Origin of the sequence: Pseudobutyrivibrio sp. C4 (assembly GCF_900111635.1) — a bacterium.
GTDB classification, from domain to species: Bacteria; Bacillota; Clostridia; order Lachnospirales; family Lachnospiraceae; genus Pseudobutyrivibrio; species Pseudobutyrivibrio ruminis.
Map to the genome: position 1 here is coordinate 133,092 of NZ_FOHF01000001.1, position 21,553 is coordinate 154,644.

Annotated in this window: 18 protein-coding genes; all 18 read left to right on the forward strand. The window is 33.8% G+C overall.

The window, feature by feature from the left end:
- Positions 1 to 5 precede the first annotated feature (5 nt).
- The 18 genes from BMY66_RS00590 (at position 6) to BMY66_RS00675 (ending at position 21,527) form a co-directional block, all read left to right on the forward strand.
- Positions 6 to 488 (forward strand): hypothetical protein, encoded by a 483-nt coding sequence (locus tag BMY66_RS00590; RefSeq protein WP_090393804.1) that lies wholly within the window; start codon positions 6 to 8, stop codon positions 486 to 488.
- Between the two features lie 3 nt (positions 489 to 491).
- Positions 492 to 3,098, forward strand: a complete 2,607-nt coding sequence (gene pglZ / locus BMY66_RS00595; protein ID WP_090393805.1) for a BREX-1 system phosphatase PglZ type A — start codon at positions 492 to 494, stop codon at positions 3,096 to 3,098.
- Positions 3,099 to 3,112: 14 nt separating this feature from the next.
- Positions 3,113 to 5,290: a protease Lon-related BREX system protein BrxL gene (gene brxL, locus BMY66_RS00600; RefSeq protein WP_242942663.1), complete on the forward strand. Its 2,178-nt coding sequence runs from the start codon at positions 3,113 to 3,115 to the stop codon at positions 5,288 to 5,290.
- A 1-nt stretch (position 5,291) separates the two neighbouring features.
- Positions 5,292 to 6,512 (forward strand): HEPN domain-containing protein, encoded by a 1,221-nt coding sequence (locus BMY66_RS00605; protein ID WP_090393806.1) that lies wholly within the window; start codon positions 5,292 to 5,294, stop codon positions 6,510 to 6,512.
- Between the two features lie 75 nt (positions 6,513 to 6,587).
- Positions 6,588 to 6,863, forward strand: a complete 276-nt coding sequence (locus tag BMY66_RS00610; RefSeq protein ID WP_330387036.1) for a hypothetical protein — start codon at positions 6,588 to 6,590, stop codon at positions 6,861 to 6,863.
- Positions 6,863 to 8,128, forward strand: a complete 1,266-nt coding sequence (locus tag BMY66_RS00615) for a phospholipase D family protein (protein ID WP_090393808.1) — start codon at positions 6,863 to 6,865, stop codon at positions 8,126 to 8,128. Before BMY66_RS00610 ends, BMY66_RS00615 begins: the two co-directional genes overlap by 1 nt.
- 40 nt (positions 8,129 to 8,168) lie before the next feature.
- Positions 8,169 to 11,003 (forward strand): AAA domain-containing protein, encoded by a 2,835-nt coding sequence (locus BMY66_RS00620; RefSeq protein ID WP_090393809.1) that lies wholly within the window; start codon positions 8,169 to 8,171, stop codon positions 11,001 to 11,003.
- A 52-nt stretch (positions 11,004 to 11,055) separates the two neighbouring features.
- Positions 11,056 to 11,910 carry a competence protein CoiA gene (locus tag BMY66_RS00625; RefSeq protein ID WP_090393810.1) on the forward strand — a complete coding sequence of 285 codons (855 nt, stop codon included), beginning with the start codon at positions 11,056 to 11,058 and terminating at the stop codon, positions 11,908 to 11,910.
- A gap of 280 nt (positions 11,911 to 12,190) precedes the next feature.
- The gene (locus BMY66_RS00630; protein WP_090393811.1) at positions 12,191 to 12,856 is read left to right on the forward strand and encodes a hypothetical protein; all 666 of its coding nucleotides are present in this window, start codon (positions 12,191 to 12,193) and stop codon (positions 12,854 to 12,856) included.
- An 82-nt stretch (positions 12,857 to 12,938) separates the two neighbouring features.
- A complete protein-coding gene (locus BMY66_RS13660) occupies positions 12,939 to 14,198 on the forward strand; it encodes a hypothetical protein (RefSeq protein WP_090393812.1) in 1,260 nt (419 codons plus the stop codon).
- Positions 14,199 to 14,338: 140 nt separating this feature from the next.
- Complete coding sequence (locus BMY66_RS00640; RefSeq protein WP_090393813.1) at positions 14,339 to 14,620, forward strand: hypothetical protein; 282 nt, start codon at positions 14,339 to 14,341, stop codon at positions 14,618 to 14,620.
- 228 nt (positions 14,621 to 14,848) lie between these two features.
- Entirely contained in the window at positions 14,849 to 17,737 is a 2,889-nt protein-coding gene (locus tag BMY66_RS00645) for an RNA-dependent RNA polymerase family protein (protein WP_090393814.1), read from the forward strand.
- 36 nt (positions 17,738 to 17,773) lie between these two features.
- Positions 17,774 to 18,472 (forward strand): hypothetical protein, encoded by a 699-nt coding sequence (locus tag BMY66_RS00650; protein WP_090393815.1) that lies wholly within the window; start codon positions 17,774 to 17,776, stop codon positions 18,470 to 18,472.
- Between the two features lie 135 nt (positions 18,473 to 18,607).
- The gene (locus BMY66_RS00655) at positions 18,608 to 18,949 is read left to right on the forward strand and encodes an arsenate reductase family protein (RefSeq protein WP_090393816.1); all 342 of its coding nucleotides are present in this window, start codon (positions 18,608 to 18,610) and stop codon (positions 18,947 to 18,949) included.
- A gap of 62 nt (positions 18,950 to 19,011) precedes the next feature.
- Entirely contained in the window at positions 19,012 to 19,521 is a 510-nt protein-coding gene (locus tag BMY66_RS00660) for a pyridoxamine 5'-phosphate oxidase family protein (protein WP_090393817.1), read from the forward strand.
- Positions 19,522 to 19,887: 366 nt separating this feature from the next.
- On the forward strand, positions 19,888 to 20,505 hold the full coding sequence (locus tag BMY66_RS00665) for a hypothetical protein (RefSeq protein WP_090393818.1): 618 nt from the start codon (positions 19,888 to 19,890) through the stop codon (positions 20,503 to 20,505).
- A 102-nt stretch (positions 20,506 to 20,607) separates the two neighbouring features.
- On the forward strand, positions 20,608 to 20,760 hold the full coding sequence (locus BMY66_RS13665; RefSeq protein ID WP_177175546.1) for a hypothetical protein: 153 nt from the start codon (positions 20,608 to 20,610) through the stop codon (positions 20,758 to 20,760).
- Positions 20,761 to 21,044: 284 nt separating this feature from the next.
- A complete protein-coding gene (locus tag BMY66_RS00675; RefSeq protein WP_090393819.1) occupies positions 21,045 to 21,527 on the forward strand; it encodes a flavodoxin family protein in 483 nt (160 codons plus the stop codon).
- The last annotated feature ends 26 nt before the right edge of the window (positions 21,528 to 21,553 follow it).

Consider the following 21,553-nt stretch of genomic DNA (forward strand, 5'->3'; position numbering starts at 1 on the left):
TTCGTATGATATGGGTATGTAGAGCAGGGAAAAATTCGCAATATATAGAAGATTTTATCGGTAATAGTCGAATTTACTTGCCATGGAGTGGATTTGAATTCGATTTAAGTCCATTCGTTGAATTGAGTGATTTTAGAATGTTAGTTTCAAGTGAAAAGCAAACTGATAATAAAACTACTATTTCTAATTTGGCTTCACAATTGAAATCTTTTGCAGTGGATATGCAGGTGGGGGATTATGTGTTAATACCTCATCGTTCGAGTAGATTTTATACTTTTGCAATAGTTGATGGGGGTTACGAGTATAATCTTCAAAATGATGTAGGGTTATTTCATTCAAGAAAAATACGTATTATGAAGAGTAAAATTTCAAATCAAGCATTTGATCAATCGATGAGGTATTCGCTAGGTGCATACAGAACTATTTTTAAGGTTAAAGATGAAGAAAAGTGCCTAGATGCGATAAAGAAATACGATGAGAAGGAGTAAGAAATGGATTTACTGACAATATCACAAGAATTGAATAAGCGTTTCGATGCTCCACTTAATGAATTTTATAAAAGACGAATTGTTGTTTGGTATGACGAAGAAGGAGAATTTCTAAATCAGATAGATGAATTAAAATTGCATAATGCGCGAGTTCTTCGACTTACAGAGACAAACAATTTCAGCATCAAAAAGATAATCGCTGTAGATGAACCAACTCAAAACTTTTTGATTTATAATCCAATGAATTATGAGAAGCCAGATGATAACTGGCTTCTTGATGTTGAGTTGTATAGTGAAGAGTTTAGAGCAGATCTTATTGCTATATGGATGGATGAAATGGGCATACCATCATCTGTTGCTCTTCGCAATCAGGTTAAGAAGTATAGGAAATTCTTGAATGCGAAATCGAGAAGAGATGATGTAGTAAAGTTGGCAGATTCATTGGATTCTCCTACTAAATTGCAGCTTGCAGTTATGGCTTCAATTGGAGAGTCGCAGAGAACAGATCCTATATCAATCATTAAATCTGTTCTGAAGGCAGGATTGAATTCTGCTGATAACTATTTATATCAGGAATTTGTAAAGTATGAAGCATCTGATTTGTTCTGGGGTATGGTTTCTCAGATTACTGGATACAATGATGTGGATCACAGTCTAGGAAAGTTGGCTGCTCATATTATTTTAACAGCTGGAAGTAGAACACTCCCAGATAGTGTTTTCGATGGACTTTCTGATTTTATGACAGAAAATCCTCAACTACAGGCATATTGCAGTGACTTGATTTCTGATTGGATTCATAGTGATGATGCAGATTCTTATGTTTCTATTGCAGAATCAGTAGAAAATGAAATGCATCTTGAAAAGAGAGTAGCAAAGCAGACTGCAGATGCATTAGCAGATACAGAGATATTACCTTGTATAAATAGAATTATACTGTCAAAGCTTATGACTGATATTTCAAATGAAATTGTAAGCTCTGAAAGTATTTTTGCAATTGCAGAGAAACGTCGAGCTATGGTGTGGTTTGATGAGTATAAGGATTATTATACTGGTATTGTTGCTCTTGCAAAGATGAATGAATTCTATAAAGAGAATGCCGCAGGGTTCCATATTGTGGGAGCTAAGAAGATTTGGGATGCTTACACTAAGGAATACTATAAGATGGATACTTACTATCGTGAGTTCCATATGAGCTATGAGAACAGTAAGAAAACTTATGGTGGTAATCTTCAGGATCTTTTTACTGCAGTATGCGATAAGGTTGAGAGACTTTATACCAACTGGTATTTGGATGGACTTGGACATAACTGGTCTGAGGAAGTTGCAGCTGATTTAGAGAAGCAAGGTTTTATTGAAGGAATTGAAAGACAGGAAAACTTCTATGATCGCAAGATTAAGAATGCGGATAATAGAGTTTATGTCATTATTTCTGATGCAATGAGATATGAAGTTGCGGTTTCCCTTTCAGAAGAAATAAGCCGTGATATGCAGGGGAAGGTTAATCTTTCTAGTATGCAGGGTATTTTCCCTACAATTACAAAGTTTGGTATGGCTGCGTTACTTCCGCACAGAGAGATAAATGTTGAACTAAAGAATGATCAGCTAAAGGTATTAAATGATGGTCAGTCCACAGATAGTACATACCGCGAGAAATTATTACAGCAGGTTAATTCTGAGAGTATTGTGCTTAAAGCAACAGATCTTGTTGCAATGAAGAGAAGCGAACGCTCTGACTTGGTGAGGGGAAAAGAGGTAGTTTATATCTATCACGATACGATTGATGAGACAAGTCATACGTCAGAAGAGAAGGTCTTTAAAGCATGTACAGAGACTATTGATGAGATTAAGAATCTTGTAAAAATCATTGTTAATGACTTTAGCGGTGTAAATATCATGATTACTTCTGATCACGGATTCTTATATACATATAGTCCGCTTACAGAGGAATCAAAGACAGATAAGTCTGATTTTGCTCATAGAATTATAGAGTATGGTAGACGTTTTGCTATTTTGACAAAGGGAGAAGATCCTGATTTCTTACTTCCGGTAAATCTTTTATCTGGACGAACAGATTATGCAGGATATGCGCCTAGAGGCAGCATAAGAATCAAGACAAGTGCAGGTTCAGGAATGAATTTTGTACATGGTGGTATCAGCTTGCAGGAAATGTGTGTACCTCTTATTGAGTACAAACATCTTCGTAATAGCTCAAAGGAGTACCAGAGAAATAAGGATAAATATGATACAAAGCCTGTAGAAGTAAATCTTCTTTCTGCAAACCATAAAATTAGCAATATGATTTTCTCACTTAACTTCTATCAGAAGGAAGCAGTTGGCTTAAATAGGGAGAAGTGTATTTATAATGCATACTTTGTGGATGCTACTGGCAAGAAGATTTCTGATGTACAGAAGATTATTGCTGATAAGACTACTGAAGATGTTCAGGCACGTACATTTAGATGTAACTTTAGTCTTAAATCACAGGCTTATGATAGTAAAGAACTTTACTATCTGATTATAGAAAAGGAAGATAGTACAGATCTTCCGGAAAGAATTGAATTCCAAATTGATATTGCATTCGCTGCAGATGATTTTGGATTCTTTGCATAAGGAGAGATATTAAAATGGGTTTTATGGACGCATTTAGTAGGAAAGCTGATGATGTAGCTTCGGAGGAAACTAAGATTGATACTGAAGCTTCTCAAGGTAGCAACAGAGAAGAATTAAATAAAAAGCTGAGACAGACTTTCGATGGGAAAATCGTCCGTAAAGATCTGACAAAGCATATTAAGGAGGGCGCAAATGTTCCAATTTATGTATTGGAATACTTGCTTGGTCAGTACTGTAATTCTGACGATGAAGCAATTATAAATCGTGGAGTTGAGACAGTAAAAAGAATTTTGTCAAACAACTATGTGCGTCCGGATGAGGCACAGAAGGTTCTTTCCTTGCTTCGTCAAAAGGGGGCTCATACAGTAATTGATATGATTACAGTTGAGCTTAATATGAAGCTAGATATGTATGAGGCCTCATTCTCCAATTTAGGTCTTACAAGGATTCCTATTTCAGAAGAATATCCTGAGCAGTACGACAGACTTCTTTGCGGAGGTATCTGGTGTATCGTTCAGCTTGAATATGGTGCTGATGGCTCGGATGACTTCGGAATTGTAGATATGGATGGCGCTGAGCTTAGATCAAAGAAATCTAAGCAGAAGGATTTGTCTCCGGTATCTATTACAAAGCTTACTCCAATTCAGATGCCAAACGTTGATATGGATCAGCTGAAAGCAGGAAGAAAAGAATTTACCAAGGATGAGTGGCTTGATATCTTGCTTCGTTCTACTGGAATGGAGCCTGATGAGCTTTCTTACAGAGAGAAGTGGTTGCTACTTACTAGAATGCTTCCATTGGTAGAGAACAACTTTAACTTATGTGAACTTGGACCTCGTAGTACTGGTAAATCACATCTTTATAAAGAGATTTCTCCAAACAGTATATTGGTTTCTGGCGGACAGACTACAGTTGCGAACCTATTTTATAACATGGGACGAAAAACCATGGGATTGGTTGGCCTTTGGGATGTTGTTGCTTTTGATGAGGTTGCAGGAATCAATTTCAAAGACAAAGATGGCATTCAAATCATGAAAGATTATATGGCGTCTGGTTCTTTTGCAAGGGGCAAGGAAGAGAAGGCTGCATCTGCATCAATGGTATTCGTAGGAAACATCAATCAGAGTGTAGATGTGCTTCTGAAGACATCCAGCTTGTTTGATCCATTTCCACCTGAAATGGGAACAGATACAGCATTTCTCGATAGAATGCATTGTTATAATCCAGGTTGGGAGATTCCGAAGTTTAGACCGGAACATTTTACAGATGATTATGGCTTTATCACTGATTATCTTGCTGGCTTTATTCGCGAGCTTAGAAAAGAGCAGTTTGGTGATGCTATAGATAAGTACTTTAGACTTGGAAAGAATCTTAATCAGCGAGATACCATTGCTGTTCGTAGAATGGTTGATGGTTATTTGAAGCTTCTTTATCCAGATGGAAACTTCACAAAAGAAGATGTAACTGAGGTATTAGAGATTGCATTAGAAATGAGAAGACGTGTTAAAGAGCAGCTTAAAAAGCTTGGTGGCATGGAGTTCTATGATGTCAATTTCTCTTATATAGATATGGATGATATGTCTGAACATTATGTTTCTGTGCCAGAGCAGGGCGGTGGAAAGCTTATTCCAGAGGGAATGTGCAATCCAGGTCAGGTTTATACGGTATCTCATGGAAAGTCAGATATGATTGGTGTATTCAGACTTGAATCTCAGATGCTTCCAGGTAACGGCAAATTTACTGGAACTGGACTAGGTAGTGACAAAGAGTGTAAAGAAGAAGCTAATGCTGCCTACAGTTATTTAAAAGCCTATGGAAACAGAATAAGTGGCGCAATTAGTACGTCAAATAATGATTATATAGTTAATTATCAGGACTTACAGGGACTTGGTATGACCAAAAACTTGGCCTTACCTACCTTAATTGCATTATGCTCTATTGCCATTAAGCGACCAGTTCAAAGTTCGCTTGTTGTACTTGGGGATATTAGTATCAGCGGTACATTGATGAAGGTAGAAAATCTTGCGAGCACATTGCAGGTGTGTGCTGATTCAGGAGCAAAGAAGGTTCTCATTCCAGCTGTATCAATGGTGGATTATGGAACTATACCTGCAGATTTGATGACTGCATTCCAGATTATTCCGTATAGCAGTGCTGAGGATGCAGTGTTTAAAGCATTAGGGGTGGAATAAATTGAAACAGAATGATGTAGATTTTTTTTATAATCAGGCATGGAACTACATGAAATCAAGTGCCAGAGAAGTTTTGGATTTGGATGATAAAGTATATCGAAATCTAATTTCTGCTGTTTATGTAAATATAAGGGATAACAAGCTATATTGTGATGACATAATGTTTAATTGTGTTGACCGTTATCTTTCATATGATTCTAAATGTGATGGTATTGAGCCAGATAGAGGTTCACAATTAATCGAGAATATTATACAGACATTAGAGTTAAATAAAAAAAGACATTATTTACTCATACCTTTTAATGGCGGTAGATTAGAGGAAGATATAAGTTTTGGAAATTATAATTTCATAATTGGGGATGAAGAAGTTAAACTCAGTAAAATTGTAGGAATAACAGGATATAATGAGTTTGATATCAAAATGTTTATAGAACATACAAAGAAAAGTCGCTCGAAAGACTTTATGAAGTATCCAATGCTAGTAATGAAAGTTGAGAATATTCATGATAATGTTTACTTAAATGCAGCATATATATCAAAACTAATTTTTAAAATTCTAAAACTAATAGTCTATTATGATGAGACAGATAAAGATATTTTTGAGATGACCACCAATTGGTATAAGGATAATTATCATGTAGCTATTATTGGTGAAGAGAGTTGGCAATATGGGCACGGTAATTGGCGGAATTTAATTAATTTTAAGTATTCATTGGACTTTTTAAAGGATAATAATTTACAGGTCCTTTTTGAAAAGTTAGTTGATGTGTTTATCTGGGATAAGAATTATGATGAGTTGCACAATAAGTTTGTAAATGCTTTGGAGCTTTTTGAAAAATCACTGGAACAAGAAGAGAATTATAAAGATACAACATTGTCATATATGCTTTTATTCTCTGCAGCAGAATCACTGCTGACTGAAGGAAGAAACGAAAAGAAGTTAAGATTATCTATTATTTGGCCAAGATTGGTTGAAATATCTGGAATTTCACAAAAAGATCTGGGTGTGATGATAAGAGATAAATACGAATTGCGAAACGACTTTGTCCATGCCGGAAACATTTTTCAATCTGAAGAACGCGATGATTTAAGAACATTACATCAAATGTTGGCTAAATTAATAATGAAATATGTTTATTCAGAGTCATGGGCGGAGGAAAAGTCAATAAGGGAATGGAAAGCATACGTAGAGCATACTTTTGATGATGCAGTCTATTCATAATAGGAAGGTATTTGGATGAGTGGGGATTATCCGATAATTACATTATGTGGAAGCACACGTTTTAAAGATGAATTTATGAAAGTACAGAAACAGCTTACTTTAGAGGGCAACATTGTTATCAGTGTTGGCCTCTTTGGGCATTCTGGAGATTCTGAAGTTTGGGAGAATATGGATGAAGGAACCCTTACCAAAACTAAGGAAATGCTTGATGATATGCATAAGCGTAAGATTGATATGGCTGATTGCATCTTTGTAATCAATGTTGGTGGTTATATTGGGGATAGTACACGCTCAGAGATAGAATATGCAAAAGCACATGGTAAAGACATTATGTACTTGGAGGAATTATAATGATAGAAATAGTGACTGATGAACATCTAGACACTATAAGTTTACTTTTTAAGAATGCGAAAGAAGAAATTAAGATAATAAGTCCTTATTTATCGATAAAAACAGCTGAGTTATTGTGCGAAGCAGCCAACAATGGAATAAACTGCTCATTTATTACAAGATTTTATTTGCAAGATTTTCTTGATGGTTCTAATAGCCTTAACGGTTTACAAAACATGTTAAATGCAGGAGTTAAGCTATATGCATTGGTAGGCCTTCATACAAAATTATATTTATTTGATTATGAGGATGCGATTGTCGGAAGCGCAAATTTTACAGAAAGTGGCTTAGCTCATAATATCGAATTATCGATTCATTTTAAGAAAGAACCGGCAGTTGATAATCTGCTTGAGTATTATGAAGATATAGTAACAAAAGTTTCAGATGCCGAGGAAGGTATTATAACTCAAGAAATGATTGATGATTATAAGATTCGATATCAAGAGAAAAAAGCTTCTAAATCTAAATTAGATGGAGACACGCTTATCACAGGAATTGTTAGAGGTGCAACTCTTAATAAAAAGACTGAAAGAATTAGAAACGATTTAAATGTTGCTTTTAAAGAGATACAGAATAGCGTATTAGAGAGGCAATCAGATCCAGTTTATTCAGCGTTAGGTGGAGATACATCTGTAATATCTTACAAGGGGTTGAGAAATATAATATTAAAATTCTCAGCATCTTCTAAAAATAGAGCTGATGGCAACAAACCTATGGACATGGAAGCCTTTTATGATGAAGGGAAGCTGATATATATTTCTAATTTTTCCGAAGCAAGTTTAAAAAGTGCTAAAACCGTTGAAGAAGGTGATGAAACTTTCTTTTGCGTACATACTTATGATAAGAACGGCAAAGGATGTCCTATAATAGTAGGAAAAGGCTTCTTTAGAGCGTTTAAGTCTAGTAATGATGCAAGAAAAAAGGAGTGGATTAATCAAAATCAATGGCTAAAAGATTATCCAATCTATTGTGTTATATCAGAAGCTAAGATTATAAATGCACCTGTGAACTGCGGAATTCCTCTTCGTGAGGTAGTAAATGCTCTAGGATATAAGACATACATGCATACAAGGGAAAATCCAGATAAATACCCACTTGAAAGAGTAGCAAAATCACATGGACAAAGGGCTATGCTGTTTTTATCTCCAGAAGCTAAGGATTATATTGATGAAAGATTGAATATTCTTGGGGAAAAATATGGTTGGATATCATATAAATCAGAATAGAATGCTGTGTACTTTGCGTTGTAGGGAAAGAGTATAAATAATGGGTTATTTTGATAATAATGTAAATAAATCTATAAGAGTATCTATAGAAGGTAATGCTGGTAAGTATTCAGATGTTAATTCTTATACTGGCTCAGCAGTAGGGGACAATACATACAAAAAATTTGGGGTAAAAGAGATAGATGAATACACATCTGACTTATGGAAGGAAGTAGCATTTCTGAAGCGAGCTGGGGGAAGAAAATATCGTGCTACAAATGGTAAGTTTATAGCCAACAAAAATGAAATTTATACCTACAGTTTTGACGTTGAATATGAGCTTCATCTACCCGATGATTCTCCATTAACATTGATAGTAGGAACTAATAAATACACTGGAAGTGTTCTTTTGTGTGAAGGCTTCCAGATAATGATAAATATTGATAAGAACATTGGCGCAAGTATAGGACAGGCTTTTATAAGTGTAGATCCATGGAAATTACTAAGTGCTCTTAATACAAAGATTTTTACGCTATCACCTCAAAAGCATCAATTAGCAATGAAATTGCTTGTAGAAGGGCCGAAAATTTCTACCGAAGAACCGCTTTCAACAGTTCCAAGAGGACAGGATGAAGCCGTAGAGCATGTCATCAATAATGATATTACTGTTCTTTGGGGACCACCTGGTACTGGTAAAACTTATACAATGGCGCAAATTGCTATTCATGCTATTTTGAATAACAAACGTGTACTGGTAGTATCCCATAGTAATGTTTCTGTAGATGGAATTGTTAAGCAGACTGCTTCTATAATGAGAGACATTCATTTGGATGAAAAACTTGCTGAAGGCAAAGTTTTAAGATACGGATATGTACGTGACGAGATTCTCTCTAAAGATGAGTATACTGTTGCATACAATTATGCAATGATGCATCATCCTGATTTAAAAGCACAGGAGTTTAAGCTTAGAAAAGAAAAGGACTTACTTGATAGTAGAGAAGGCAATAATGCATATAAACGTGTCGAAATTGAGAGAAAACTAAAATATATAAGAAATCAAATTCGTGATTCAGAAAAGCTATATACAGAAAAAGCACAAATAGTTGCCACTACAATATCTAAGGTTTCGATAGATAAGCTATTTGATGATATAAGATTTGACTATGTATTGTTTGATGAGGTAAGTATGGCTTATGTTCCTCAAGTGATTTGTGCTGCTATGTTTGCAACCGAAAAAGTAATACTTGTAGGAGACTTTAGACAACTTTCTCCGATAGTTCAATCTAGTTCAGAAAGCTCTTTGAACAAAGATATTTTTGCTCATTTGAAGATCAATAAGGCTGGAAAAAACTATGCACATCCTTGGATGGTTATGCTTTACGAGCAAAGAAGAATGCATTCGTCTATTTCGGCTTTTTCCAATAAATATGTATACAGTAATTTACTGGCGGACCACGAAAGTGTTAAAGCAAAACAGGCAATAGCCGATAAAGCTCCGTTTAAAGGTGAAGCTATAAATATGCTGGATTTGACAGGCTCATATTGCGCTGCAATGAAAAATAGTGATAACTCCAGGTTCAATATAGTAAGTGCTATTATCACTTATTTAACAGCTGTATACGGTAAAGAATCTGGTCAAGATTCAATAGGTATTATTACACCTTATTCTGCACAAAGTCGCTTGATAAGAGCAATGATTCAGGACCAAATAGAGCTTGAAAAGAAGAAAATTAAAGCTATATCAGAACTTGATAAACGAGATAAGCTTAGAGAAATAGATGATAAGTACGAAATTGCATGTTCTACAGTTCACCAGTTCCAAGGTTCGGAAAGAGATGTAATTATTTTTGATGCTGTAGAGAGCTATCCATCTCCTAAAATTGGTTTTTTAATGGGTAAGGATATGGATTCTGTTCTTCGTCTTGTTAACGTAGCAGTTACAAGAGCTAAAGGAAAACTTATTGTTGTAGGCAATTCTCGATTCTGGAATAAGAAGATTAATAACATAAATCACATTGTTACTAAGCTTATATCTTATGTAAGTACTCAAGGAAATGTGGTATCCACAAAGAACCATACTCTTCAGGATTATATAGAGAAGCTACCTAGTACAAAAAACATAGTAAACTATCAAGATTATGATGAAGCTATTGCTATTTTTTCAAAAGATTTAGAAAGAGCTAAACATAGAGTTCTAATATCAATACCTGATGGAGTACTTGATGAATCTACAGAATCAGATTTTATCACTCTTATTAAATCGAAAACAAAGGCTAATCGTATTCAAATTGTATGCAAAACTGCTGATTATAAAAGTTTGCCTTCTAAGTGGAAGGAAATCTCTGTATTATCAGAAAATGCAGTATTTCCGCTCATTATGATTGATGATAAAGAAATCTGGTATGGCTTGCCTATATCACGCGGAAGGTTTACTGATGGAAATTCAGGGTTTATAACAGTTTGTAGTACTATTTACAGAATAAGAGGAGAACATACTATTGGCTTAATTAGTATGTTTGCAGACCTTGATATAGTTGAAGTAGATGGTCGTAAACGGCCTTTAGGTACTAAAGGTGATACTGGTAAAAACATTGATGATAGCGATGGCACAGAAGCTTATGGATTAGATAAGTATATACGTGAAACCAAACGCTGTCCAAAATGTAGAAAACCGATGATGGTGGTAAGAGGTAGAAGCGGCAAATGCTTTTTACGATGTACGTCTGATACTTGCAAGGAGACAGCTTTATTGCAAAAAGATGAGGTGGAAGCATATATTAATCATTATGGCATTACTTGTCCAGAGCATAGGACTAATATTTATCCAGGAGTAAGTCAATATGGTTTGTATATTCGCTGTGAGTGTGGTCATTATTTAAAGCCTGATGAAATATAGTTAATGATATAAATTAGCATATATAAACAATTGTATTTGTGGAGGATTTTTTATGCAGGTAGCTCTTAATGACAATGGACAGCGCATTTATGCTGATTCACCAATTAGATATACAAAATGCTTTTGCCAGGTATGTGGAGAACCATTGAGTCATAAGATGGGAAAAATCAAAAAGCCCCATTTTTCCCATAGACCAGATTCTGAATGTACATATGGAACAGATAAAGATAGTAAATGTCCTTGGCACATACATATGCAATCGCTTTTTCCAAAAGAAACAAGAGAAGTTCGTTTTAATGATGAAAATGGGAAAGTAAAATATATTGCAGATATTTATCTGCCTTCATGCAATACTATAATTGAATTTCAGCATAGCCCTATAAGCAAAGAAGACTTTAGCGGACGTACAATGTTTCATACACAGGCTGGAAGACGTATTGTATGGATTTTTGATGAGAGTAAAAAGGACAAGGAATACGGAAAACTAAAGAAAATACCTATTGCCAATGAAATGGATCCACTTAAAGACTATCGGTTTAGATGGAATGATCGTAAAGTTTTAAATCTTGTGACTCCATGTATAAAAAGAATTGATACACTTGCTGATTATAGTGTGTGTATTGATTACGGAGAAGATGATATAGTACATAGAATTGTAGAAAAAGATATTGAGTTTCAAAACATCAAATTATCGGTTCATCCAATTAAATTGGACGAAAATATGAATGTAAATGAATTCTTTATTTCAGAGGATTACTGGCTTAAAGAATCACCTTGGAAAGAATTGCTAGGTGAAGACTATCATCTTGAAAATACAATGGCTATTCCCAAAGTAACTTATAAGCAAAAGCAACTCGCTGTTCGTATGCCGATTGTTACTAGGCGCTCTAGAAGACGTAGATTTTAATCAATAATAATAAGAGATAAATAAAAAATATATATGAGGCTTTAGTAATAGAGGATAGAAATTTTTCTAAAAAGATGATTTTAATGCTTATTTTGTGCATAGAGCAATTTCAATGACTTACAGTATTTGAAATTGCAATGGGAAAGGGTGTCTCTGTTTGAAAGTGTGGTGAGGATGCTATTATGGCATCCTCTTTTCTATTTATTAAAAGATTAGTCACATTAGTTTGTTATCATTTGCTATGAGAATTATTTGGATGATATGTAATTGAGGTGAATATATGGCTTGGGGATATGAAAAAGGGTTTTCTATTGAGCATTTACCTAAAGAAAAAAAGAAGTTAAGCTGCAGCGATTGTGATTTCTATGATGTGGCGGATAAGTCATGTGGAAAGTCTCCTAGATATTTACCAGTAGACGGTTATGATTCTTGGAAATACTGTGGTGAATTTTTGCTCAATACAAAAGTATCTTATTGTGAAGAAAAGGAAAGGCAATATAATGCTTGGATTAGAAAAAAGGCTGCCAGAGATAGTTCTACTGATGGTAAATCTCAAAAAAATAATACTAAAAAATCCCTTATTATCAATGAAAATAAAAAGGTAACAAGTCAATATCAGCGAATAAAGACTGATTATGCAAACTATGCTCATGAGACTCATGTAGATATTATATACATATCTAAGGATAGCATTGTTAGTCGTAAAACAAAGCATCCTATCATTACAAAGGAAGAACGTGATACATTAAAATTAGTCGAATGCAATACTAAATCAGAACTTCCTAAATCAAGAATAAAAAAAGCATTGGTTATTAGGTATTCGAGTGGTGAAGAAAGAATTTTAATGGTTTATATTTGTGGACAGTATGCCTATTACATTAATAAAAATTATGATCCTAATTATGTAAAAGATATTAGAGGTGCATTTAAGCATTTAGAGAATTGATATTTGTTTTGTTTTATAAATTAGGGCAAGTATAAATCAGGTAATATAATGAAAGATATGGTAATCATTAAGGAGGTCGATTATGGGATTACTTGATAGACCAATACGTGGCGGTTCGGACAGAATGTTTGATTTTAATCGTGACGGAGTTTTAGACCCTAATGAACTTGATGCGCAGGAATGTTTTCTTCATGATGTTGATACTTTCGATGAAATATTCGACGAAGATGAAGACTGGGATGAAGAAGATGAAGACAACGATGATTGGGACGACGATGAAGACGATGACGAAGACGAGGATTGGGATGAGGAAGACGATGACGATTATGACGATGAGGTAGAGGATAGTTCTGCCTTTATAAATCAGGTTGTAGGAACTGGAATTGTACAGTATGGAAGGTATGCTGTTGACGAAAGTAAGCTGGAAAAAGAATACTATCCTGATAGATATTATATAAACCGTGAAAAGAAGATTATTCCTAAGCCAATGAATTGGCATTTTTTCTATGATCATTATACTCATTTGGATGAAAATACATACCCAAAATACGCACGCGAAATGGTGAGATTTGAACATCCTGATGAGATAATAGAATTTGCTGAAATTAGTTGGTACAAAGAAGCAGGAAAAATAATCTTAGAGAGATCTTCTGTGTCAGGTATCATTTTTACTTTAAAACAAATTGCATCTTTAGCAGGAATATATGATGATGAGTTAATTCTGGCACTCACTAAAAAGACATTAGCACATGGTGGTGATTTACATTTTAAGGATTTTGAATACTTCTATGGAGAGGTGGACGAAAAATTTATTGATAAGATTGCCATAGAATGGATAAATCTGAATCTGCCTATTACGAAAGAAGATTTATATTCATTTGAAGGAGAGTCATCGGAAGCAGTATTTTGCAAAGTTAGTAAGTACGCATTGGATAACCATTTAGATTTTGGTGTGGACGAACTAATGGAATTCATGTCCTATTATTCAGAGTCACTTGCATCTGAATTTGCTGAGGGACTATTAAAAAGGGGGTATGTTTTTTCAACAGATGAGATGTTTGCCTTGGATGGATACGTAACAGAAAAGACGTTGTCTAAATCACTAAAATCATACTTGGAATCAGGTAAAACTCTGACTATAAGTGAAATATATGATTTTGATGGAAGTGTGTCAAAAGCAGTTCTATCTGAGGCTGTAAGGACTTGTAAAGAAATATTTACTCTTTCAGATTTTAATGAATTGGAAGATTCAGTTTCTAGAGCAGCTTTACTTGATGTTGCTAAACGGCAGGGTGGTCTTATTAAATATGATGAGTATGAAGGCTTTTATCTTAAGGATTAAAATCAAGACTCCGAGCTGTCCGATAAACCGCCACAGGATTTGATATTCTATACTTACAAAGAAACAACCAATTGTGTAAGGAGTATTTCCTGGAGGTAGTATCATGAAGAAAACAATGATTAGATAGTTTAGAGGTGTTTATGAGATATAAAATTAGACAGGTTGAGGTTGTTGAATATGTACTTGAGGCTGATAATGTGGATGAAGTAAATGAGTTTATACAATGTCACACTTCAAGGGAATTGCGCGCTGTATACCCAGATCTAGATACAATATATTCTGCTGAAATACTTGAGAAAACGGTTATGCCAGCCAATTTTAGATACTCGGATAATATTCCGATGATTCCTGATGAGTGGCCTGATTACTATCAAAAGAGCTATTTGCCTGATGAGGATGATCCTGATATACCATTTAATTAAAGTATATATTGATTAAGAGTTTAATACAATAAAAGAGGATGTGTGAGATTGAAGAATTGAAAAATTTTCAATCTCTTTTTTTATCGCATATACGGATTGATGAGTTTGTCTTTCTTATAGTAAAATATAATAGTTATTTTATGAATAAGAAAAAATAGTAATCGAAAAAAGTGAGTTAACAATCGATATAATAAAATTAGTATGGGAGGTTTTTAATAAAAAGAAATTATGGATAATATTAATGTATATGAAGCGTATCGTAAATTAAAAGGAAGTGTTTATTATGATAATTCACTAGCTTTTGTACGTACAAAAATTGCTGAATATGAAGGTAAAAATTTAGAAAAAAAATTGGAAGATATTGCAGAAGTAATTCAAGATGGTCAGGAATTTGATGAATTAAACAAAAGAATATTAGATTCTATAGAGGTGTTAACCTTTCCTAAACAAGTTAAATATAAAGATAGCGAGAATGATGAAGGGTTTCCTTGTGTTTTCTCTAACATTCATAGTTCTTCTTGTACCATAGATAGTTACAATACTTTTATAAACATGAGTATTGAGGGATACTTAATTGGCGTTCTTTGGTGTATGTATATAGGGACTAATTTAGATAAAAACTTAGGAAAATCCATATATGGGAATAGAATAGAAGATGGTACTAATTCCGATATAAATGTTTTTAAGTTTTATAAGAATCAATACAACGCATGGTCTGATGATGCGATAAGAAAAGCTAATGAAATTATAAATAAAGGAAATGATGTTATTATCACAAAGTTAGATTTAAAAAGATTTTATTATAATATCGAATTAGATATAAATAAGTATTTAATGCTAACGCATAATGAAGGCTTGAGTATGTCTGCTAAGCGTATTAATAGGATTGTATATAACATTATTGATATGTATAGCAGTAAATGTAAATATGGTCGTCTTATTTTACCATTAGGTTTTTATCCATCTGAAGTATTAGCTAATGTATATTTAATGGATTTAGACAATAGAATATGTAATATATCTGGAACAGAATACTATGGAAGATATGTTGATGATATTTTTTGGGTAAAAAAAGTTGATAATGACTCTATTAAAGATGCAATAAAGAATAAAGGAACAGATATTATTTCAAAATTTGTACTTAAGGAGTTGAACGATAATAATGTAATAGAACTAGATGATAAAGACATATATATTTATGGCGAAAAACATCTACAGTTTCAACGAGATAAATTTTTAGTATATTATTTTGATCACAATAGGGGAGAAGAATACCTGGAAAAATTTAAAAGAGATATGATATTTATTTCAGGTGATTATATTCAAAATGACTATAATGATGAGTTAGAAGCTTACATTACGAAAGACAGTTTAGGGGAATACCATAAATGTAATAATAACCCTATTTTTGGTAAATCGAAAATAGATTATAAAATAATCAACAAACAGATAAACGAACAAATAGAAATGTCTCCGTTTTATGATGAAACTGAGGTTGGAAATTTTGTTGAGGAATTAGAAAAAATATTTGATAGTAAAGTTTTAATAGAAAATTATAAATTGTGGGAACGTGTGCTTGATTATTATATTATTAACGAGCAGTTTGAAGATGTAGTAACGTTTACAAATAATATAAATGATACACTTAACCAAATGGATGAATTTTCTAATAAGGTTAAGGTATATGAATATTTAAATGGGGATTCTATTTTCGATGTGGATCATACTTTGCGATATTATTATATATCATGTGTCATTAGAAGCTTTTCTTTGGTATGGGGACAAGAAATAAAGATAATTCTCAAAAGAATCATTGATATTATTAGAGGAGATAGTACATTACCGTTTTCATCTGATTATGCTATAGAATTGAGATATAAGTATATTCAATCAAAAATGAACGATAAGGATTTACTTCCGATAAATATGAGATTAATAACGAGAATTGTTAATTTCGAAGATTCTCCACAAACTATAAATATCACAGATTTAGATATGTTGAAGAGTGAAAAAATAAAAAAACAACCATATACTTATAATTATTGGCCATATCACTTTTCGGCATTTGAAATAGGGTTTTCTATATTAATAGAGCAATTGTATTTTGCCAATATGTTTTGGGATTCACTAATTGATACACCACAATATCTTGAAAGACTCATTGATGAATACAGATTGAATTCTTCAAATATATATGGTGATGAGTTAAGCGAATATATTAAGAGAGAGGATGATAGTATAATTTTTAATAGTCTTAATACATTTGATGATTATAATCCAAATGACATTGGTGGCTTTGAAGAACATAATAATCGTAATCATGTCAGAATAGCGGTAGCTAACGTTAGAATGAATGAAAATGATATTAACAGTATTATTGATGGAAAAAGTGGCGCTGGAAATGATAGAGTTGAGGAAATTAAGTATTTAACAGAGTCGGCTGTAAAGAATAAAGCTGATGTACTTGTCTTACCAGAAGCTTATGTTCCACTACGGGGACTATTTAAGTTATACAAATATTCAAATAGCAATAATATGATGATTATTTGTGGTGTTGAACATATTAAACAAGCAAAGAATATATGGAATTTAACATGTGCACTTGTACCAATTAGAATAGGAGGGGCAACACAAGTAATTCCTCTTTTTAGGCAAAAAAAATATTATTCTCCAGACGAAGAGAAAACTATTAATAAGCATCATTTAAATATACCACCAGCCAATAAGAATTATATGTATAATTGGAAAAACTTTAATTTTGCTATTTATTGCTGTTATGAATTGACAAATATAAATTATCGATCAGAATTTATTAAAAACTTAGAAGTACTTTTTGGTATTGAGTGGAACAAAGATATTACATATTTCAGTAACATAATGGAATCTCTTAGCAGAGATATGTATTGTTATTGTGTACAGGCAAACATGTCAAAGTATGGAGATAGTAGAATTGTAGTACCAGCACACAAGTATAATAGAGATATTATAAGAGTAAAAGGTGGAGAAAATGCTACTATTCTTGTAGGAGAAATAGATATAGATTTACTGAGAGAGGCAAAGAAGAATCCAAAAATTAGAAAGGATAATTCATGGGCCGAATTACCAGCAGGTTATTAAATTTATAAAAAAACTAGTTGAAAGGGAGAATTAATAATGAAAAGTAGTAATATAAAAGGATATCGTAAAGCCGAATTGACATATTATGTTATCGCAAATGTACTAGTGATGATATTTATAAAACTATATGAATATAAAAAAATAGCATTTTTGAAAGATTTTAATTTATGGGAAAATATAGATAAGATATGTTATGCTTCACTCATTTCTTTTGTTGTTTATATTTTTATTTATGTTTTGGATTCAGCTATTCCAAGTCAATTAAAATGGAAAATCTGCTTTCCTTTTAAAACGAAAAAACCTTCAGCAATTATATTTAGCAGACTGAAAGAAAAGGATGATGATGATCGTTTTAAATATAGCGATGTAGAAGAGATATGTGGAGATATTCTGAAAAAACTTAATGAGTGTCCTACAGAAGAAGAAAGAAATAGAATATCTAGAATTGAATGGTTCAGAATATTTTCATTATATGATTGTGAAACAAAAATACTTATATCAAAAAAGGATTATGTAATTAGTAGAGATTTGTTAATAACTACATGGTTTTTATTATTGGGAACTATTATTTTTAATGCTACGTCTATTTATAGAAATTGGTGGACGTGCGTATATGTTCTATTTGAACTAGTGGTCTTATATTTTGCTGTTTGGGCGAAAGGTATGCGTTTATGTAAAAATGTCATAGCTTTTCATATTACAAAAGAGATAAATAAGAAAAATGGCCTATTATAGAGTTCCATCGGCGAAGCCGATTACAATCCTTCCTTGCTCGCGCAGCGAGTGGTCTGTGGAGCTCGGGCAGACCTGGCCCTGGAAGGGCCTGCTAGGAATGGTACAATAATAAAAACTAGGACGGATAATATTTTTATGAACATACAAATCTTTGGCACTAAGAAGTGCAACGATACAAAGAAAGCAGAGCGCTTTTTCAAAGAGCGTGGCATCAAGTATCAGTTTATCGATATGCGTGAGAAGGGCATGAGCAAGGGGGAGCTTACATCTGTTGCTTCTGCTAATGGTGGTATCGCAAATATGGTTAACGTAAATGCGAAGGACCAGGATGCTGTTGCTTTGTTTCAGCATATTGCAGATGAGGACAAGCTGGAGAAGCTACTAGAGTCTCAGCAGATTATCAAGACTCCAGTTGTAAGAAATGGAAAGCAGTCTACACTTGGCTATCAGCCTGATGTGTGGAAGAAGTGGGAGTAGAACTACTATAAATGTAGTGAAAAAATAGAGACTTAAAATGTCATGAGTAGGGGGAATATAAAATGTGGGAGATGGATTACGATGCGGCAGCATCACATTGGGAAAAGAAGGATGCGGACTCTGTTCATATGGAGCCAGTAGCATTAAAAGAAAAGATTGAAGCTTTTATCGGTGCTTATAATACATGTGCGCTGGCTACGGCTTCTAGGGATTGTGTGCGCAACACACCTATTGAATATAACTATGTGGATGGAAACTTTTACTTTTTCTCTGAGGGCGGCTTGAAGTTCAGAGGGCTGAAGGAGAATAAGAATGTGGGCATTGCCATTTTTGAACCTTACGGTGGTTTTGGCCAGTTGAAAAGTTTGCAGGTGCAGGGAGTTGCGTCTATGGTGGAGCCTTTTTCGGATGAGTATCTGAAGCTGATGGAGCACAAGAAGATTCCTGTGGAGGTTATGAAGAAATTGCCCCAGCCTATGAATTTGATTAAGGTTGAGCCATCTTCATTTGACTATCTGGATTCTGAGTTGAAAAAGGATGGGTTTGGGAGTAGGCAGCATTTGGATGTATAGAAGAGTCCAGAATTCATTTAAATTTCACATTATTTCCAATATATAAACGCAATTGGAGATTAATATAACAACCATCGCAAGAGCGATCATAAATAACTTTTTTATATCATTTCTCCCTACAATGGCTGCCGAAAAGGCAGCTATTTTTATAGAGTTCCATCGGCGCAGCCGATCTTTATCATTCCTTGCTCGCGATAGCGAGTGGTCTGTGGAGCTCGGGCAGACCTGGCCCTGGAAGGGCCTGCTAGGAATGGTATGAATGAAATAGAAGCAAGATCTGAGGGGAATGTAATAGACTTGAAAAATAGGTGAGATGATTGTATTATAAACTTGAAAAGAAATATTTCAAATATGTGAGGTGGTATTATGATATATGATTACATACTTGAAAATTACAAAACAGGAGATCCTATTTTCCTTGATGAACTACCAGCAAATTCAAAGGATTACCTTCGACAAGAGATGAAAAAGTTGGTAGATGAGGGGAAGCTTGAACGTCTTTACAATGGCGTTTATTATCGTTCCTACGTTACAATTCTGGGGACTAAAGGTAAGATATCTGTCGATAAATTCATTGAAAAGAAATATCTAAGTAGTAAGGGGAGTGTTTCTGGATATATCACAGGGTTGCAATTAGCTAATAAATATGGTTTTACAACACAGAATGCAGCTGTTATTGAAGTTTGTAGTAATGATGCAACAACAAAGCAACGTAAGATAGATATAGATGGAAATAAAGTTGTTATCTATAAGCCTGTTGCGGAGATAGATGAGACAAATAAGGCAGCGTTGCAGTTTCTTGATTTGATGACGTTTATTGACAAATATAGTGAAATTTCTGGAGAGGAATATAGAAAAAAGCTTCTTAAATTTGTTAAGAGTATTAACTTGGATTTTGATCAAGTAAAAAAATATATTTCATACTATCCGGATAAGGTATATAAAAATATTTACAACGGAGGCTTAATGGGTGAGCTGGTATAAAGACTACAAAGAAGAATGGCGAGAGATAATCGAGACAGTTGCCAGGGAAACAAATAGAACATCACAAATGGTTGAGAAAGATACAATACAATATACCCCAAAATGCTTCAGGATATTATAACTACCCGTTTCTATGAGAGAGATTATAATGATATTACCAAGAAACTTTTGTACGAAGATGTGTCATACGATGAGGTTATTGATAAAGGGATAAAGATTGTTGCAGATTGGAATCTTTTTGAATATAAATATTGAAAGATAAAGTCATGACTCATTCTTGAGTTATGGCTTTTTTAATCGTATTTCTTTTTCATGAAAAACTGTCGGTTCCACAGGCCATATGTGTTATTCTTATTGTAGTTGGAATTGCAGGCCTTAAACTTTTGGCAAAGGAATGATAAATATTTTATATATCCATCGGCGAAGCCGATTACAATCCTTCCTTACTCGCGTAGCGAGTGGTCTGTGGAGCTCGGGCAGACCTGGCCCTGGAAGGGCCTGCTAGGAATGGTACAATAATACATGAGGGGGATTTTTTCATGAAAACACTTATTATTTATTATTCCCATGAGGGAAATACAGATTTTGTTGCTAAAAAAATTGCGGATAAGACAGGTGCTGATACATTAAGATTAGTTCCTGTTAAAAAGTATCCAGAAAAAGGATTTGCAAAATTCTTCTGGGGTGGGAAGAGTGCTGTTATGGCAGAAACTCCTGATTTGGAACCATATTCTATAGATTTAGCTTCTTATGAGCAGATAGTATTTGGTTTTCCGGTTTGGGCTAGCAATATTACTCCACCACTTAGAACATTTATAAAAGAGAACCCTGGGATTAAAGAAAAGAGAATTGCAGCATTCGCATGTCAAAGTGGAGCTGGTGCAGAGAAAGCTTTTGGAAAATTGAAGGAGAGCATTGGGATAGATTCGCTCGCTGCTACACTTATTCTTATTGATCCAAAGGACAAGCCTAGTGATGATAATGATAAAAAAATAGAAGATTTTTGTAAGGAAATCTTTTAAGGTGAAAAATGTAGAAAAGCAGTAGA

Excerpts from the sequence above, each read along its gene's own strand:
- BMY66_RS00590 (WP_090393804.1), top strand. The coding sequence starts at position 6 with ATGATATGGGTATGTAGAGCAGGGAAAAATTCGCAATATATAGAAGAT.
- pglZ (WP_090393805.1), top strand. The coding sequence starts at position 492 with ATGGATTTACTGACAATATCACAAGAATTGAATAAGCGTTTCGATGCT.
- brxL (WP_242942663.1), top strand. The coding sequence starts at position 3,113 with ATGGGTTTTATGGACGCATTTAGTAGGAAAGCTGATGATGTAGCTTCG.
- BMY66_RS00610 (WP_330387036.1), top strand. The coding sequence starts at position 6,588 with ATGAAAGTACAGAAACAGCTTACTTTAGAGGGCAACATTGTTATCAGT.
- BMY66_RS00615 (WP_090393808.1), top strand. The coding sequence starts at position 6,863 with ATGATAGAAATAGTGACTGATGAACATCTAGACACTATAAGTTTACTT.
- BMY66_RS00620 (WP_090393809.1), top strand. The coding sequence starts at position 8,169 with ATGGGTTATTTTGATAATAATGTAAATAAATCTATAAGAGTATCTATA.
- BMY66_RS00625 (WP_090393810.1), top strand. The coding sequence starts at position 11,056 with ATGCAGGTAGCTCTTAATGACAATGGACAGCGCATTTATGCTGATTCA.
- BMY66_RS00630 (WP_090393811.1), top strand. The coding sequence starts at position 12,191 with ATGGCTTGGGGATATGAAAAAGGGTTTTCTATTGAGCATTTACCTAAA.
- BMY66_RS13660 (WP_090393812.1), top strand. The coding sequence starts at position 12,939 with ATGGGATTACTTGATAGACCAATACGTGGCGGTTCGGACAGAATGTTT.
- BMY66_RS00640 (WP_090393813.1), top strand. The coding sequence starts at position 14,339 with ATGAGATATAAAATTAGACAGGTTGAGGTTGTTGAATATGTACTTGAG.
- BMY66_RS00645 (WP_090393814.1), top strand. The coding sequence starts at position 14,849 with ATGGATAATATTAATGTATATGAAGCGTATCGTAAATTAAAAGGAAGT.
- BMY66_RS00650 (WP_090393815.1), top strand. The coding sequence starts at position 17,774 with ATGAAAAGTAGTAATATAAAAGGATATCGTAAAGCCGAATTGACATAT.
- BMY66_RS00655 (WP_090393816.1), top strand. The coding sequence starts at position 18,608 with ATGAACATACAAATCTTTGGCACTAAGAAGTGCAACGATACAAAGAAA.
- BMY66_RS00660 (WP_090393817.1), top strand. The coding sequence starts at position 19,012 with ATGTGGGAGATGGATTACGATGCGGCAGCATCACATTGGGAAAAGAAG.
- BMY66_RS00665 (WP_090393818.1), top strand. The coding sequence starts at position 19,888 with ATGATATATGATTACATACTTGAAAATTACAAAACAGGAGATCCTATT.
- BMY66_RS13665 (WP_177175546.1), top strand. The coding sequence starts at position 20,608 with ATGCTTCAGGATATTATAACTACCCGTTTCTATGAGAGAGATTATAAT.
- BMY66_RS00675 (WP_090393819.1), top strand. The coding sequence starts at position 21,045 with ATGAAAACACTTATTATTTATTATTCCCATGAGGGAAATACAGATTTT.